This window comes from Bacillus sp. JJ1474 (assembly GCF_036965225.1).
Taxonomy (GTDB): Bacteria; Bacillota; Bacilli; order Bacillales; family Cytobacillaceae; genus Cytobacillus.
The window spans coordinates 1-17163 of record NZ_JBALPC010000035.1 but is presented as its reverse complement, the minus strand read 5'-3'; the positions used below and the strand labels follow the sequence as shown (position 1 = coordinate 17163).

Genomic DNA, 17163 nt, shown 5'->3' with positions numbered 1-17163 from the left:
TTCATTCTCCTCCTCTCATGATCGGGAAATATAGAATAAAGGTACTTCCTTTATTAAGCTCACTCTTCACCTCAATTTTTCCATCATGAGCTTCCATAATCCCTAAACAGATGGAAAGACCTAAGCCCGTACCGCCTGTTCTTCGTGTTGCTGTAACATCTACTTGATAGAAGCGATTGAAAATCTTTGTTAAATGATCCTCTGATATACCGATCCCATTATCAGAAACCGTAATTTTAATATAATTATTTTCAATCTCTAGCGTAATATCGATTTTCTTTTCAATGGAATCGTTGTAACGAAGGGCGTTCGTAAATAAATTGACTAGTACTTGCTGAACGCGTATTTTATCTGCGTAGAAGGTGAAGCCGTCCCGCAGTTTGTTATTAAACTTCAAACTAGCCTCTGCTTTAAGTGATAAAGGTATTTGTTCTATCGATTGTTCAATAACATGGTCCGCACGAATCATGTTTCGTTCCACATACATAGTTCCTGATTCAATCTTAGAGATATCCATCCAGTCATTAACTAAATGTAAGATCCGTTCAATATCCTCGTGAACGCCTTCTAAAAGCTCCTGCTGGAATTCAGGCTCCCATTCAACCTCAGAACGAAGAAGCGTTTCTACACTGCCTTTAATATTTGTTATCGGTGTTTTAAATTCATGAGAAGTCAGCGAGATTAAATTGTTTTTTAATGTATCAATTTCCTCTTCCTCTGTAATATCTCGTAAAACTAAGCCTTCACCGATAATGTTTTCATCTAGCATAACAGAGAATTTATGAAGCAAATAATATTTTGGCTTCTTTGATTTATTCTTTTCCTCTAATTTAAGTTCTCCTCTTTCGTTCGCGAAGAATGCGGACAAATCTTCTTTATCCACATCAAAAAGAGTAATAAAGCGTTTATATACATCATCTATGCTTACTAATCCGTTACGGTACTCAAACTCATACTCAATTTCATCGTCAACGTCTTCATCATTTGCCACAACGTTCAAGAAAAATTCATTTACATACTCCACTTCTTTTTGATTATTCAATAGCATTAATCCTTCTGACATACTTTCCAAGACAGCCTCAAGTATCGCATGCTTATTGCGAATTTGTTCAAATAAAAACTTGTTTTGCAGCATAACGGATAATGAACTGGCAAACGTATGAAGAAATTCTTGATCACTGGCCTTAATTGATTTATCGCTGGTCATGTCGACAATTAGATATCCTTTATTTTTTTGTTCTATTTGTATTGGCTCCAAATACTGCTGATCTCCAATCATATTTTCACTGAGATACTGCAGTAAATTTTGGTTTGTACGAATGGAATTGTTTGTAACAGCTAAATCTAGAAAGAATATATGAATAGAATAGTCCATAAACGCTTCAATTTCTTTCAAACAGTGCTGAATAAAATGGGCCAAGTCCTTATTAGAAGAAACGGAGGTAATCAATTTATTTACTGCTTTTAATTCTGAGTTTTTATGCTCTAGGACAGCCGTCCTTTCCTGCACTCTGCCTTCAAGCTCTTTATTTAGTTCCATTAAGCCTTTTTTATTTCTTTCTACCTCTTGAATCATGTTATTAAAATAATAAAACAACTCTTCCATTTCCTTGGGTCCCTTAATCTTCTTTGTTATTCGATGCTTCTTATTGATGCCAATCGTGTAATCTTTAATGTAATTCAGCAATTGATGAATCGTTCGTTCCAGCCGATTTGTTAAGAGCAGGCTGACGCCAATCATCAGAATGACTGTAATAAGCAGAAAGACTACTATCATCATAATGGCATTTTTATACGTTTTCATAATCGCATCAGTCGGTTTTTCTATCCAAACAGTCCAATTAAGAGGGGGGATCTTCACATACGTAATGTAAAATTCCTCCTGCTGATTTTCAATATTAAAAAAACTGCTGCCCTCATCATTACGCTGTTCTTCGATATACTGTGTAACCTCTGACCCTGAAAAATTGACGAGCTCTCTTCTCGTATCAATGGTTGGATGAACAATCACATTTTTATCCTGGTCAATCACAACAGCTTGGCCGCCTTCTCCAAAGGTGCGTTTTTTTATATGTTCACCTAATGCGTTCAAATCTAATGCTCCAAGCACATAGCCGATCATGTCTCCGTTGTCATTCTTGATCGGAGAAACGATCGTCACTAATAGAGTGTCTGTTCCGCCCCGGCCATGGAAGACGGGAGAGATGACAGCGTCCTTCGTTTTTAATAATTCCTTATAGTAGGATCGGTCACTGAAGTTATGATTCTCTCTCTCTACTCCATCTGTGAATACTTCGGGATAGAAAACGATGGACTGTCCCTTAATATTTCCAACATACATATTAACGAATCCAGGATAGTTTTCTTTTATATTTTTAAGCTGGATTTGAATACCTTCCACATCTTGATTCATAAACTTTTCTTGGATAGTAAGTGACTCTGTTTGAATGGCTCTTTTATGTTCTAATACATAGTTTCGAATATAATCAGATAAATAATTAGTCGTTTGTGCCTGACTTTTTTGATTTTCATTAATTAATGAATACAACTGATAAACCTGGAATACTCCAAGTAACGCAATCGAGAAAAAAGTTATAGTTAAGAAGGAAGAAATAAGTTCTTTTTTAAAGGAACGGGGTTTTTTCATGGTTTCTTTCCTTTCGAAAGAGGTTAGTAAAAATGGTATCTGCCCATGCTTTATAATAAGCATAAACAGACACCATGTTAATACACTTTGAACGGCTTCGCAATGAATATGAATACTGACCAGAAGCTTGCCGCTTTTTACGGTTCCAATAAAAAACAAATGATTTCCCATAAGGATGTTCATACGGTTATAAAAAATTCTTTTGTATAGCTCCAACCTTATTGTTTACAAGGAATAGAGGAATATTCTTTTCATATTCCTCCATTCAAATAAATTTGTTATTTGATTATATTAGACAAGGCCTAATTTAATTGCGTATGCTTCAAGTGCTTTTTCGAAACATTCTTTTGGAGCACGCACTGTTCCGGCACCAACTTGTCCTACACCGGCATTTTTATGAGCGATACCTGTGTTAATTACTGGTTCAATGCCAGTTTCTACGACTTTACGTGCATCAATTCCAAGACATGCTCCTTGGAAATCCCATGTCGGGATCGTGAAGTTGCTGTTTTGATCAATACAGATTTCCATCATTTCATTACTTGTGGTAAGGGCATCATTAAAACCACCTGCTCCAACGAAACGAGTTACACCAGGAGCGGCGATCATAGCCATACCACCTACACCGAATGTTTCGGTGATGGCACTATCACCAATATCTGGGTTAGCATCATCTTGTGAGTATCCAGTAAAGAACAGACCTTGAGGAGTGTTAACAGGAGCTGTAAACCACTCATCACCCATACCGCTAATACGAATACCGAAGTCTTTACCATTCCGGCACATAGCTGTAACAACTGTACCTTCCTGGATTTGTCTAGCTCCATCCATGACAGCTTTGCTAGTTGCCATAGCAATATTTAGGAAGAATTGATCAGTATCAGCTAAGAACTTAATTACATCTTTCAGATCCTTACCCTCTATATCTAATTGTACAATATATGGGCTGATTTCTTTAAGGAAAATAAGGGACGCAGCAATATTACGCTGGTGGAATTCATCACCCATTGTAATGGCTTTTGCAATCATAACGTTCAGATTTAAACCATCTTCTGTAAGCTTTAATGCTCTAGAAATAGTCGGTCCTAACACATTTTGCATCCATTTTAAACGATTGATCACTTCATCAGAATAAGCACCGAAACGAAGAACTTTACCAATACCTTCGTTCATGATACAGTATGCTTCGTTTCCATCTAAACGGTTTTCCACAACAAAGACAGGCATGTTTGCAGAAGTAATACCGCCCATTGGACCTACAGCGTTTACATGATGGCAAGGAATAAATGTAACTTCCCCATTAGCAAGCATTTGGATAGCTTCTTCGTCAGAACTAGCCCAGCCTTCAAATAAAGCAGCACCAATACAAGATCCTTGCATTGGACCAGTCATATCATCCCATTTAATTGGCGGTCCAGCATGAAGAAGGACTTTGCCTTCATTTAATTCTTTAATTTTTTCCTTTGCGGGGACTACATCAACTAGAAAAGGAGCTGCTCCAGAGATTTTTTCTATTACGGCTTTGTTTGCTTCGTCCATTGAATTGTGTTGGGTGTTTAACTGAGCAAGAATTTTTCTCATTTTTTCATTTCCGCCTGCAATTGGTCTCCAGTCATATTGAACGACAGAAGCGCCATTTGCAACTAATGCATCAGTAAAGCTCTTTAATCCAACATTGATGATGGTTGGCTTATTATTTACGAGCTTGGAAATTTGTTCTGAAGTTGTTAAATCAAAATCCTTTGCTGAGGATGCTGATTCTTCATGCGCTTTTTTCACATCATTTACTTCAAGGCCAACAATACTTAAAGCCGTACGGACTGCTTCATTATTATTATCCTTAACAATAATTCCAGCATCTGCAAGACGCATTTTGTGGCCGTTATAATCCTGTGGATCGTTTAATGTTCCGCAAACGGATGCAACTACATACAGGTTGCGGCCATTTTCTTTCGCATGTGCCACTGCCTTTTGAATAGAAGGAAGCAATGCAGTAGCCATATCCTCATGAGAACCGTAGCCAAGTACGAAATCAAGCAGGATAACAGCTGTCTTCTCATCTTGTGCAGCTTTTTCAATAAATTTAGCACGTGTTTCAGGGTCAATCATTGGATGCGGTTTACCTTGTGTATATTTGTCATCACCAAGGTCAACTACTTCGTGGCCATCTTGTCTTAAAACATAGCCCTCTTCATTCTTGATTTCAGTGCCAAGTCCAAGTGCATCTGAAATTAAAACGGCTGCCTCAGAAGCCATTGTTCCGCCTGAGAAAAGTCCTTTAATTGAAGTTTGTGCAGGTGTTAATGAAACATCAGCCACTTTATAGTCGCCAGCATTATATTCTTCTTTAATTGGATTTCCTCTTACAAGGTCAACAGCAATTTTTGCAGTTTCTGCAAGTGTATAAGCTTGATAAACATTGCCTTCATGCTTTGTTGGCTTTTCTCCAATGAAAATCGTTACAACTGGCTTAGATAAGCTGTGCAGCAATTCAACTACCTTGTTGCGTACTTCTTTTGCTGGCGGCTTAGAAATAACAACAATAATGTCTGTTTGCTTATGACTTTCTAATGCTTTAATTCCATCCATCATCGTAATGGCACCAATTGAATCTTTAAGGTCGCGTCCGCCTGTTCCGATTGCATGGCTAACACCTTCACCAAGACGATCGATAATTGTAGATACCTCTTGAATACCTGTTCCAGATGCACCAACAATTCCAATTCGCCCTTTGCTTACAACGTTAGCAAATGCTAGTGGAATCCCGTCTAAAATACCTGTTCCACAGTCAGGACCCATAACAATAAGTCCCTTGTCATGCGCCTTTTGCTTAAGTCTAACCTCTTCCTCCACAGGAACGTTATCACTGAATAGGAATACGTGAAGACCTGAATCTAATGCCTTGTCAGCTTCTTCCGCCGCATACTGACCAGGTACAGAAATAAGTGCCAGATTAGCATCAGGGGCTGACTTAAGGGCTTTATCCCAAGTACGAACCGTTTCAAACTGCTGGCTTTTTCCGCTGATTGCTTGATTTTTTAAGTATTCTTCTACCTTTTCAAGAACTTCAGCAACTTTGCTTTCATCATCTGTATCAACAACAACGGCCATATCGTTTGATTCAGCAGCGCCTAATTCATCTGTATACAAGCCTGCATCCTTAAAAATATCTTTGTTAGAAGGGGTTGCCATCATGATTTGAACTTTGTTAACTCCCTCTGTTGTTGCCACAGCATTCGTGAGCAGCATTAAGTTAATAGAATCTTGATACGAATTCTTTTGAATAATTGTGTGAAGCACTCGTAATCACCTCTATATGATTTTTGTTGGCCAGACTTGAGAATTCTTTTTGACTATCCCAACTAAGCCAATCCTATCTCTTCTAATTTATCGTAGCCTAACAACCATTACATTCGAATAAAATAGTAAGCGATTACATTAAAAAAACATAAAAATCTCATTTATTAGCGGGTTTTCTTTGAATGGCAAATAGTAAACTATCTTAGTAGTTTAGATTTCGTTTTTTTATTTGCCAAAACTCCACAAATTGCTTTCCTATTAGTATTCATTGAGTAAAAGCATACAACGTAATTGTTCCGAAATAGACCAGAATATGTATTTTATATAGAGGGAAGAAATGAATTGTAAAGTAAAATTATTCAAATTTTTATTGTTTAATCTTTTTGTTTATTACCGATATAAGAATCGACAAAAATAGAAATTGCTAGAAGGGGAAAAGTATGAAACTAAATCTTAGAACTAAGCTCGTAGCCATTACCTCTGTATTGTTAGCCCTCCCAATATTGGTTATTGGAATCGTTAGTTATACTTCTGCAAAGGATAGCTTGGACGAGTTAGGGGCAACCGGATTGAAAAACAACGTCAAGATGGCTATTCAAATGATTGATGTATTGAATATGGAGGTAGAGAAAGGAAGTCTGTCTCTTGAGGAAGCTCAGGAACAGGCAAAGCTTAAATTACTCGGGGAATTGAATGCAGAGGGTAAGCGCTCCATCGATACAGAGGTGGATATGGGGGAATATGGCTATTTCTTCGTGCTGGATAAACAGGGGCTAGCCATTGCTCATCCAATGAAAGAAGGAGAAAACCTTTATAATTCTCAGACGCCAGATGGTACATATTCCACTCAGGAGCTCATTAAAAAGGCTGAAAGCGGCGGGGGATTCGTTACATTTGACTTTGCCGTTCCCGGAAATGAAAAAAGCATAGAACCAAAAATTAGTTATGCAGAGATTGATCCTAATTGGGGGTGGGTAGTGATAGCAGGCTCCTACTTGATGGACTTTAATAGTGGAGCAAACCACCTCTTATCAGTGCTCTTAATTGTCCTAGGTTGTTCCCTCTTAATTGGAGGCACTCTGATTATCTGGTTTTCAGGGCATCTCTCTAAACCAATTAAATTAGTTACGGAGCAAATTGCTAAAGTAGCAGAAGGCGATTTGAGCTCCGAGCAGCTAATGGTAAAAAACAAGGATGAAATTGGGCAGTTAGCTAACTACTTTAATCAGATGACGGCCAATTTAAAAGAGATTATCAAGGATGTCTCAAATACATCTTTACAAGTGGCTGCAACATCGGAAGAACTATCAGCAAGCAGTGAACAAATGAGTCAATCCGTTGAACAGGTAGCCGTTTCTATTCAGGAATTAGCGATAGGCGCGGATACTCAAAAAGAGAAAACATTGGAATCGAATCAAGTCGTTTCAACCATTTCTAATAAAATTGCCCACATTGCAGAAAATGTAGAGATTGTTCATGGGATGTCGCAGCAGACTACTTCTGTAGCGGAAAATGGAAATGATGTCATTAAAAGAACCATTAATCAAATGAGACAAATTCAAAGCCAAACAGACTCTACAGCAAATCGAATGAATGCTTTAGAAGAAAAATCAAACGAAATTGACAAGATAGTTTCGATGATTACGAGTGTTGCCGAGCAGACAAACTTACTTGCACTGAATGCGGCTATTGAAGCTGCAAGAGCGGGTGAACACGGAAAGGGATTTGCCGTAGTTGCTGATGAGGTTCGTAAATTAGCTGAGCAATCAAGGGAAGCAGCAAAGCTTGTCAATCAACTCATTATGGGTGTTCAAGAAGATATTAATCAATCCGTATTAGCGATGAACGAAGGCAAGCTTTCAGTAGATGGAGGAATCGAACTAGTCAATCATGCCGGTGATTTCTTCCAAAAGATCGTTGAGGATATTAAACAAGTATCCTCTCAAATGAATAAGGTATCGATAGCAGTCCATGAAATTTCTTCAGGTGCTGAATCGATGGTATTAAAAATAGAGGAAACAACCAATATTGCTGAAGAATCCGCTAATCATTCACAAAATATTGCAGCGATCGCGGTAGAACAAAATGCTTCAATGGAAGAAATCGCATCAGTCTCCGATGAGCTGGCAAAAATGGCAGAAAAGCTTCAGGATTCGATCAGAACTTTTACAATTTAAACAGATTTAAAAAACATGTAAGCCGCTCCGGGATTTCCCTCGAAGCGGCTTATAACATTTAACCCAGAAACTACCTATGCTATTTGGCCGAAATTATTGATTATCTCTTGCACGGTTAAGTAATTGTATGTCAATATCTATATAGCGAAGAATATCGTAAAAAGGTATTCAAGGAGATGAGAGTTTGAATAATAAAGCTGTAATTTTAGGATGTAATTATTATATAGGTTTAAGTACAATTCGCTGTTTAGGGATTCATGGCATATATACAGTTGCTGTTGATTATTCAGAAGAGGACCGATATGGCTCTGAATCTAAATATTGCTCTGAAAGGCTAATTGCCCCGTATTATAAAGAAGACCCAAAAGGGTTTATTAATTATTTAATAGATTATGCGAAAAAGCAGAGTGTAAAGCCTGTTTTAATTCCTTGTCATGATTCATATGTAGAAATCGTTGATGAGCATTTAGATGAGATAAGAGAGCACTATCTTATTCCTCAGACCGAAAAGGGCCTTTACACGAAAGTAATGAATAAAGAAGCTTTGCATGCTTTAGCTGTGGAAAAAGGAATGGCTGTCCCAGAAACGGTTAGAATAGATGAAGAAAACTTTATTGAAAAAGTGGAAACAACGCTTAAATATCCGTGTATCGTAAAGCCGACAGATTCACCGGCCTTTGTTGCGCATTTTAGAAGAAAGTTGTTTAAAGTTTCTAATCGGGAAGAATTATTAGCTGCTCTTGAAAAGTCGAAGAATGCCAATTTAGAAGTTATCGTACAAAGAATTATTCCTGGCTTTGATGATCATATGTACACATTTGATGCGTATTTAAACCAGGATGCAAAGGTTACTCATTGGGTGACATGTCAAAAGCATCGCCAATTCCCAATTAATTTCGGTGCATCCGTGTATACAGAGCAGAAATATGTTCAAGAGCTGTACGATATTGGGGCTCCATTTTTAGAGTCCATCGGGTTTAAGGGATTTGCGGAAATTGAGTTTAAAAAGGACGCTGAGACAGGTAAGTACTATTTAATTGAAATCAATGCCCGCATTACAAATCTAAACAATCTATTATACGAGGTTGGGGTGAATTTCCCATATATTACTTATCGAGAACTAACAGGATCCCCGCTTGAACCATATGCAGTAAAAGAAGATAAACACCGTGTGTTTTGGTATGCCTATGAAGATTTATTGGCCATCCGCGGCTATATTAAAACTGGGCAGCTAACAAGAAAACAAGTGCTGCAATCACTGATGAAACGAAAGTCCTATGCTATTTGGGATTGGAAGGATCCAAAGCCTGGACTTGTTAACTTTAAAAAACTCGCAGGAAAGATATTGAAGAAAAATTAAGTAAATACTTATTCCACAACGATTGTTTGCTGATGCAGAAAAGAGGTAAAAACGATGAAGCTTGAAACACTTCTTCAATCAATACAAGTTAAAGATGTTATGAATGAACAAGATTTAAATATATACGGCGTTTCATATCATTCCCAAAAGGTTACGAATGGACACCTTTTTGTTTGTGTGCGAGGATATAAAACGGACGGGCATAAATATTTGGCACAAGCTGCAGAAAACGGAGCTGTCGCAGCGGTTGTAGAGGAATTCCAAGAAGGAATCGATATTCCTCAATATTTAGTAGAAGACAGCCGGATTTCTTTAGCCCGATTAGGTGCTCACTTTTATCATCATCCGTCTAAAAAGCTGAATATGATTGGAATTACCGCGACAAATGGAAAAACAACCACTTCTTATATGACGAATGCCATCCTAGAGAATGAAGGCTTCAAAACTGGATTGATCGGAACAGTCTCTATTAAAATTGACGATACTTCGATCCCTTCTGATTTGACGACACCAGAATCTCTAGATTTACAATATTACTTAAACGAGATGGTGGAACGAGAAGTTACTCATGTAAGTATGGAAGTTTCGTCCCAAGCTTTAGAAATGCACAGGGTCGAGCAAGTGGATTACGATATTGTCACACTTAATAATGTGAGCCGTGAGCATATTGATTCACATGGCTCTTTTGAAAAATACTTTGAAGTTAAATCTAGTTTAATTAGAAATGCGAGTGAAAATAGCTTCGCCGTCCTAAACTTAGATTGCCCATATTCCTCTTCTTTAGTCAATGCAACAAAAGCACAAGTCGTTACATTTGGTGTGAAAAGCAAGGAAGGGCATATTCATTGTAAAAACTTAGATTTATCGACTGGAAGAGCTAAATTTACAGTGGAAATTTTAAAAGCGTTTAAAGTAAAGGATACAGAATATATCCCGGGAGAGTTCGATATTGAACTTGCTGTTCCAGGGTTGCATTCTGTTTATAATGCAATGGTAGCCATTACAGTGGCGCTGCTGTCCAATGTTTCTGTTTCAACAATCCAAAAGACTCTAAAGACATTTGGCGGAGTAGAGCGCCGATTCGAGTTCATTTTTGAAGATGATTTCAAAATCATTGATGATCATTTTGCGAATGCTGGGAATATTAATGTGACTCTTGAAACATTGAAATTTATGGATTATAAGAAGCTTCATTTAGTTTATGCAATCAGAGGAGAAAGAGGTCCTACAGTCAATCGGGAAAACGCGGAAACCATTGCAGACTGGGCTCCAAAGCTAGGCTTTAATGAGGTGATTGCCACAAAGAGCATCTCCCATGTCACGTCAAAAGATAAGGTGACAGATGAAGAGCAGCAGGTGTTTGAAGAGGTAATGGATCAAGCTGGCATAAAGGTTAAGCTATGTGATGAGCTTCCGGATGCCATCGCTAAGGCACTGGCAAGAGCAGAAGAAGGCGATTTAATTCTTCTGGCAGGCTGCCAAGGAATGGATCACGGGGCTGAAATTGCTTTACATCAAATTGAAAAAATCAAGGTGGATTTTTCAAAAGAAAAATTATTCATGCCTCTTCGAAACCGTGTTTCAGGCCAGTGAGAAATGGTGTAAAATTACAATTTGCATGGCGGGGGCCTCAGGGTCCCGTTTTAAGGTTAACATTCTAAAATAAAGGTGATATAAAATGTGCGGTTTTGTTGGTTTTGCTCATGCTAACCCAGAATTAGATAAGAAACAAACAATAAATGATATGATGGATACCATTATTCATAGAGGCCCCGACAGCGGAGAATCTTATACAGATAAGAATATTGCCTTTGGCTTTAGACGCCTAAGCATTATTGATTTATCTGAAGAAGCTGGTCAGCCGATGTTTAATGAAGATAAAAGCTGTGTGTTAATTTTTAATGGGGAAATTTATAACTATCAAGAATTGAAAAAAGACCTATTAGAAAAAGGCCATATTTTCAAAACAGATACAGATAGTGAAGTATTAATCCATGGTTATGAAGAGTACGGCGTAGACTTATTGCAGAAGCTTCGAGGGATGTTTGCTTTTGCTATTTGGGATACGAAAAAGGAAACGATGCTCCTGGCACGTGATTTCTTTGGAATTAAGCCTCTTTACTATACGCAAAACACAACAGACAACTCCTTTATCTTTGGTTCCGAAATTAAATCATTCTTAAAGAACTCAAGCTTCAAAAAAGAATTAAATAAGGATGCTTTAATGCCTTATTTAACCTTCCAATATTCAGTTCTAGATGAAACCTTCTTTAAAGGTGTGTACAAGCTCAAGCCAGGTCATTACATGATCTATAAACAAGGCAAAATGGAAATAAAGCAGTACTGGAATATTAACTTTGATGAGCAAGAGAATAGCTTGGATTACTATATTGAACAAATTAATAGCACGATGAGAGAATCGGTTAACTATCACAAAATCAGTGATGTAAAGGTTGGCTCCTTCTTATCAGGCGGTATTGATTCCAGCTATATTACGGCATTACTGAAGCCTAATAAAACATTCTCAATCGGATTTAAAGATTACGAAGGGATCTTTAATGAAACGGATTTGTCTAAAGAGTTATCAGACATTCTCCATATTGAAAATTATAGGAAGCTTATGAATGCTGATGAATGCTTTGAGACATTGCCAACGATTCAATACCATATGGATGAGCCGCAGTCGAACCTTTCTTCCGTTCCTCTATATTTCTTATCCAAATTAGCTAGGGAACATGTAACAGTCGTTTTATCCGGTGAAGGTGCAGACGAGATTTTTGGCGGATATGTATGGTATCAAAAATCAGCCAAACTAGAAAAATATGAAAAGGTTCCATACGCGATCAGACGTGTGCTATCTAAGGTCGGCGGTGCCCTTCCACAAAATAAAATTACAACCTTCTTAGTAAAAGGCGGCCAAAAGATCGAAGAGAAGTTCATTGGACAGGCTAAAGTCTTTGAAGAAGAAGATGCCTTTAAAGTGTTAAAGGATGGGTATAAAAACGGGCCCACTGTACAAAGTATTACGAAACAAGTATTTGATCAAGTTAAGGGGAAAGATGATGTAACGAAAATGCAGTATCTTGACCTAAAACTTTGGCTGCCTGGAGATATTCTTTTAAAAGCGGATAAAATGAGTATGGCTCATTCCATTGAATTAAGGGTTCCATTCCTGGATAAAGAAGTCATGTCAATGGCATCCAAATTGCCTAGCTCACTTCGAGTGAATCGCAAAGATACAAAGTATGCATTGCGGGCTGCTTCAAGTGAGGTGCTTCCTGATGAATGGGCAAATCGTCCAAAGGTTGGTTTCCCAGTCCCGATTCGTTTTTGGCTGCAAGAAGAGAAATACTATCAGATCGTGAAGGAAATGTTCCAATCAGATATGGCGAAAGAGTTCTTTAACACGGATGAACTTTTGAGATATTTGGAAGAGCATTATACAAAGAAACATAACTATGCCCGCTACATTTGGACGGTTTATGTGTTCCTTGTATGGTATAAGAAGTTTTTTAAAGAAATGTAAGAGATTAAAGTGGAGGCGCATTGAAGCGCTAGGGCCAGACATAAGTTATAGGGGATGAATATGAGTGAGGAAAATAGTAGTCAGCACTATTTTTATAGTCCTTGTATTTGTCGTTTATTTGACAATAAACACGGTAAATAACCAATTGAAGGTAAACAGCAGTGCTAATTCGGAAGTAGACTTTACAGGCATTGAGGCCATTACAAAACTCAATGTTCCGACTTATGTGAAAAGGTATGACTGGACAAAAGAAGGACAGATGAAAATAACAGAGGTTTTTATCCCTGTTCAAACAGTCAAACAATTGCCGGAACTCCCGCATGGCTGTGAAATTACTTCTTTAACAGCTATTCTGAAAACGTATGGTTATGAGGTTTCTAAAACGGAGATGGCAGATCAATATTTGCCTAAACAGTCATTTTCCACGAAGAACAATCGCCGATATGGAGCCAATCCTTATAAGGCGTATGCCGGAAACCCTAGAAGCGAGACTGGCGGCTTTTTCAGCTATGCCCCTCCAATTATTACTGCAGCGGAGAAGTATTCTGAGGTTGCGGGTGAAGAGATTCAGACCCTCGATTTAAGCGGAAGCAAGAAAGAGGACTTAATTAAACAGCTTAATAAAGGAACTCCTGTATTAGTTTGGGTAACTTTGGATCTCGGGAAGCCGAAACTAAATTATTCTTGGTATTTTCATGGTACAGGGGAGAAATTTACTGCTCCAACTAATTTACATGCTGTCGTTTTAAATGGCTATGATGAAAAAAGAGTACATGTTATGAATCCTTTAGTCGGCCAAATGACTTATGATAAAAACGCATTTTTTAAAAGCTACCAAGAGCTTGGCAGTCATGCGATGACCGTAATAGTCAAAAGTGGAAACTAAACAGTGAGAGCAAAAGAAATTCCCGCATCATCTAGATGCAGGTGAAATTTCTTTTGCTTTTCATTTTCTGATAAAGTGAAACTTCAATCAGTGGGGTTCAACGTACAGGAAGTGCTAGTGCAGACATTGTGACAGGACGCTGTGTTCTTAGTCTGCCTTCATCCCCCACTGATTGTTAGTTGCTGCCCACAGGATGTGGGTCACACAGACGTTGCCACAGGACGTGGCGTTCTTAGTCTGTGTTCCTATAATCGGGCCTTTACCGGCTGTTGATCCCCACTTGATAATTTTTGTTTTTAGCACTAATTTTTATAGTGGGGGTCTTACAGCCCGTTAATCTGCGATAGAATACGAATATAAAAATGTCATTACATTAAGAAGGATGAGACATGCAAAAGAAAAGCTTAGGCGTTATTGGTGGGATGGGGCCAATGGCCACATCTGTCTTTTTTGAAAAGGTTATTGAAAATACGGTGGCGAATTCTGACCAGGAACATATTAATATGGTTATCCTAAACCATGCGACATTACCTGATCGCACAAGTGTAATTATAAACAAGAAAGAAGAGTTATTTCTAAACGCAGTTGCCAAGGATATGAAGCTTCTTGAAGCGGCATGCGTTGAACACATTGCCATACCATGCAACACCTCCCATTTTTTCTATAATCAAATGCAGGAAATGACGAGCATCAAGATTATTAATATGGTAGATGAAACTTGTAAAGAAATTCATCGAAAACATGGAGATCATAGCAAGGTCGCGATACTAGCTACTAACGGGACAGTTAGCAGCGGCATCTATAGACAGGGATGTCAAAACTATAAGATGGAATTACATATCCCTGATGAGGTCTCTCAAGAGCAAGTAATGAATACAATATATAATATAAAAAGTGATTTGAAGGTAGATACTGCTGCAATTGAACAAATCATTATGGATCTTATATATAGAGAAAATTGCTGCTGTGTTATTCTTGCTTGCACTGAACTATCATGCATGGACTTAAGTGATGATGTCATGAAATATTGCATCGATGCAATGGATGTTCTTGTTGAAAAGTCGATTGAATATTCCGGTGGCATTGTTAAGAATTCAATGAAGTGGGGCAAGCCTTAATCCTTTTGCTTGTGATGTTTAATAGGAACGTTGAATCTTTAAAGGGAGGGATTAATCTTGAAATTAAATGAAGCGGAAAAGTTTAGAGAGTTTTTGAAAGAATCTTTTGGTGATGGAGTCAACATTAGAGAATTAAGGTTATCTGATGAGGAAACAGAATACATTAAAAGAATTTATCCAAAGGCTAGTTTAAATAAAAGCATCCCAACTGAAGCTCCTGACGGAAAGAGATGGTATAAAGTATCCCTTCAGCCTCCTAAGAACGACAGAGAATTACAAGTAAATGATCATCTGGCAGCCATTCAACAAGAAAATCTGCGATTGAAGCGAGAACTTGAAAGGTTAAAGAAAGATAAAAGACGAGCCGAATAATGACTTTTGAAAAATATTATAGATTCAAATATGCTGCCGCCAAGTTTTGCTTGGCGGTTTTTTATGTTTGGAGCCCACTTTATTCGACAAAAAGCACATTCTCTTGAAATATATTTGTAATAATTTTCGGGATTAATTTTTGAACGGACAATGTTATAATATAAAATGTGCGATTATGGGACAAAAAATGACCAATATTGCGAAATTCTTCCATCAATCTCTTTTATGAAATTCTACAATCAGTTACAATTTTCAACATTATTAGTTTTCATACATAATTTTGTATCATTGCAGATTGGAAGATAAAAAGATTAACAGAAATAATTTACATACTGACATGCAAGAAAAAACGAATTAGGTACATAGAAGGGAGAAACGGAACAAAATGAAACGGAAATTTCTCATTCTAGGAATTGGAATCATCGTTGGGCTTGGCAGCTTATTTCCTCCGGTTTCTAATACAGCATACGCAGTCCAAGTGAATAAGCAGCTGGAAAATAAAAAGAAGGATATACAAAACAAACGCTCAACCATTCAATCTGAAATTAATGAAACTCAAGATAAAGTGAATGAAATCAATGCTGAACAGGCAGCTACGACAGCCGAAATTAAAAAATTAGATTTTGCCGTTGCGGATACAAATAATCAAATTCGAGAAAAAGAAGCGCAAATTGAAGAGGCACAACTAGAAATTAAGAGGCTCCAAGAGGAAATCGCCATCCTAAAGGAGCAGATTAAGAAACGGGACGAGCTTCTCAAGGAACGTGTTCGCTCTATTCAGGAAAATGGCGGGGTCATCAACTATGTAGATGTTCTCCTCGGTGCACAAAGCTTTGGCGATTTTATTAATCGTGTAAGTGCTGTAACGACCTTTATGCAGGCCGACAGGGATTTGCTGAAAACTCATCAAGACGACAAGGCAGCCCTTGATCTGAAAGAAGCTGAAATGAAGCAGCAGCTTGAAGAATTAAGCCAGAATAAGGCACAGCTTGAGGAAATGAAGAAAAAGTTAGAAGGTCAAGTAGCTGAGAAGAATAAGCTTCTTGCTCATTTAAATGAACAGGAAGAAAAAATGCATGAGGAGCTTCATGAGCTTGAAGATCAAGCTGGGCTTCTTGCAGCACAAGAAAAGGCCATTAAAAAAGAAATAGAAGCTTGGAATAAGAGACAGCGTGAGCTTGAAGAACAGCGGAAAAGGGCAGCGGCAAGCGGATCATCCGTTGGGCCTATGCCAACTATTTCAAACGGAGCTTTCATGAATCCAACAACAGGCAGACTTACATCTCACTTTGGCCAACGCTGGGGAGCGTTCCATTCGGGGATTGATATTGGGAAAGGCGGCCGTGGGGGATCGATACCAATCGTTGCAGCAGCAGCAGGTTCAGTCATTCGTGCGAATTACGATCGAAGCTATGGAAATGTCGTGATGATCACACACGTTATCGATGGACAAGTAATGACGACTGTATATGGACACATGGAAAGTCTTAGTGTTTCAAACGGCACCCGTGTTGAAAAGGGACAAATGTTAGGCTATATGGGTAGTACGGGTCATTCTACCGGACCACATCTTCATTTCGAAATCCATCATGGCCCATGGAACGGGAGCAGAACGAACGCAGTAAATCCACTTAAATATGTTTCTTATTGATAGATAATCTTAAGATTGAGAGAATGCAAGAAGTTCTTGTGTACTCTCAATCTTTTTTTTTGAAAGAAATAATGTTTGTAGGCCCAAATTAATAAGCCATTATATTTAGAAATTAATCTTCAGTAG

Annotated in this window: 10 protein-coding genes and 1 pseudogene; 8 read left to right on the top strand and 3 right to left on the bottom strand. The window is 38.0% G+C overall.

The genetic code is table 11. The annotated features are described in order from the left end of the window. Window position 1: 1 nt before the first annotated feature. The 3 genes and pseudogenes from V7164_RS05495 to fdrA all read right to left on the bottom strand — a co-directional run. A complete protein-coding gene (locus V7164_RS05495) occupies window positions 2-2647 on the bottom strand; it encodes an ATP-binding protein (protein WP_335345109.1) in 2646 nt (881 codons plus the stop codon). Between the two features lie 291 nt (window positions 2648-2938). Continuing rightward, on the bottom strand, window positions 2939-4228 hold the full coding sequence (locus V7164_RS05490) for a DUF1116 domain-containing protein (RefSeq protein WP_335345160.1): 1290 nt from the start codon (window positions 4226-4228) through the stop codon (window positions 2939-2941). Beyond that, a pseudogene (gene fdrA, locus V7164_RS05485) lies at window positions 4214-5947 on the bottom strand (acyl-CoA synthetase FdrA); the annotation flags it as partial. The pseudogene fdrA and the gene V7164_RS05490, both read right to left, overlap by 15 nt. Before the next feature lie 440 nt (window positions 5948-6387). Here fdrA and V7164_RS05480 point away from each other — a divergent pair. The 8 genes from V7164_RS05480 to V7164_RS05445 all read left to right on the top strand — a co-directional run bounded on the left by V7164_RS05480 (window position 6388) and on the right by V7164_RS05445 (window position 17037). Beyond that, window positions 6388-8124 (top strand): methyl-accepting chemotaxis protein, encoded by a 1737-nt coding sequence (locus V7164_RS05480; RefSeq protein ID WP_335353570.1) that lies wholly within the window; start codon window positions 6388-6390, stop codon window positions 8122-8124. A 184-nt stretch (window positions 8125-8308) separates the two neighbouring features. Next, complete coding sequence (locus tag V7164_RS05475) at window positions 8309-9484, top strand: carboxylate--amine ligase (RefSeq protein ID WP_335345111.1); 1176 nt, start codon at window positions 8309-8311, stop codon at window positions 9482-9484. A gap of 54 nt (window positions 9485-9538) precedes the next feature. Then, on the top strand, window positions 9539-11077 hold the full coding sequence (locus V7164_RS05470; RefSeq protein ID WP_335345112.1) for a Mur ligase family protein: 1539 nt from the start codon (window positions 9539-9541) through the stop codon (window positions 11075-11077). An 85-nt stretch (window positions 11078-11162) separates the two neighbouring features. Continuing rightward, window positions 11163-13010, top strand: coding sequence for an asparagine synthase (glutamine-hydrolyzing) (asnB, locus tag V7164_RS05465; protein WP_335353569.1), 1848 nt, complete (start codon window positions 11163-11165; stop codon window positions 13008-13010). 64 nt (window positions 13011-13074) lie between these two features. Next, window positions 13075-13896 (top strand): C39 family peptidase, encoded by an 822-nt coding sequence (locus V7164_RS05460; protein WP_335345114.1) that lies wholly within the window; start codon window positions 13075-13077, stop codon window positions 13894-13896. A gap of 389 nt (window positions 13897-14285) precedes the next feature. Next, entirely contained in the window at window positions 14286-15014 is a 729-nt protein-coding gene (locus V7164_RS05455; RefSeq protein WP_335345115.1) for an aspartate/glutamate racemase family protein, read from the top strand. Window positions 15015-15071: 57 nt separating this feature from the next. Continuing rightward, window positions 15072-15386, top strand: a complete 315-nt coding sequence (locus tag V7164_RS05450; RefSeq protein ID WP_335345116.1) for a hypothetical protein — start codon at window positions 15072-15074, stop codon at window positions 15384-15386. A 385-nt stretch (window positions 15387-15771) separates the two neighbouring features. Continuing rightward, entirely contained in the window at window positions 15772-17037 is a 1266-nt protein-coding gene (locus V7164_RS05445; protein WP_335353568.1) for a murein hydrolase activator EnvC family protein, read from the top strand. Window positions 17038-17163: the final 126 nt, after the last annotated feature.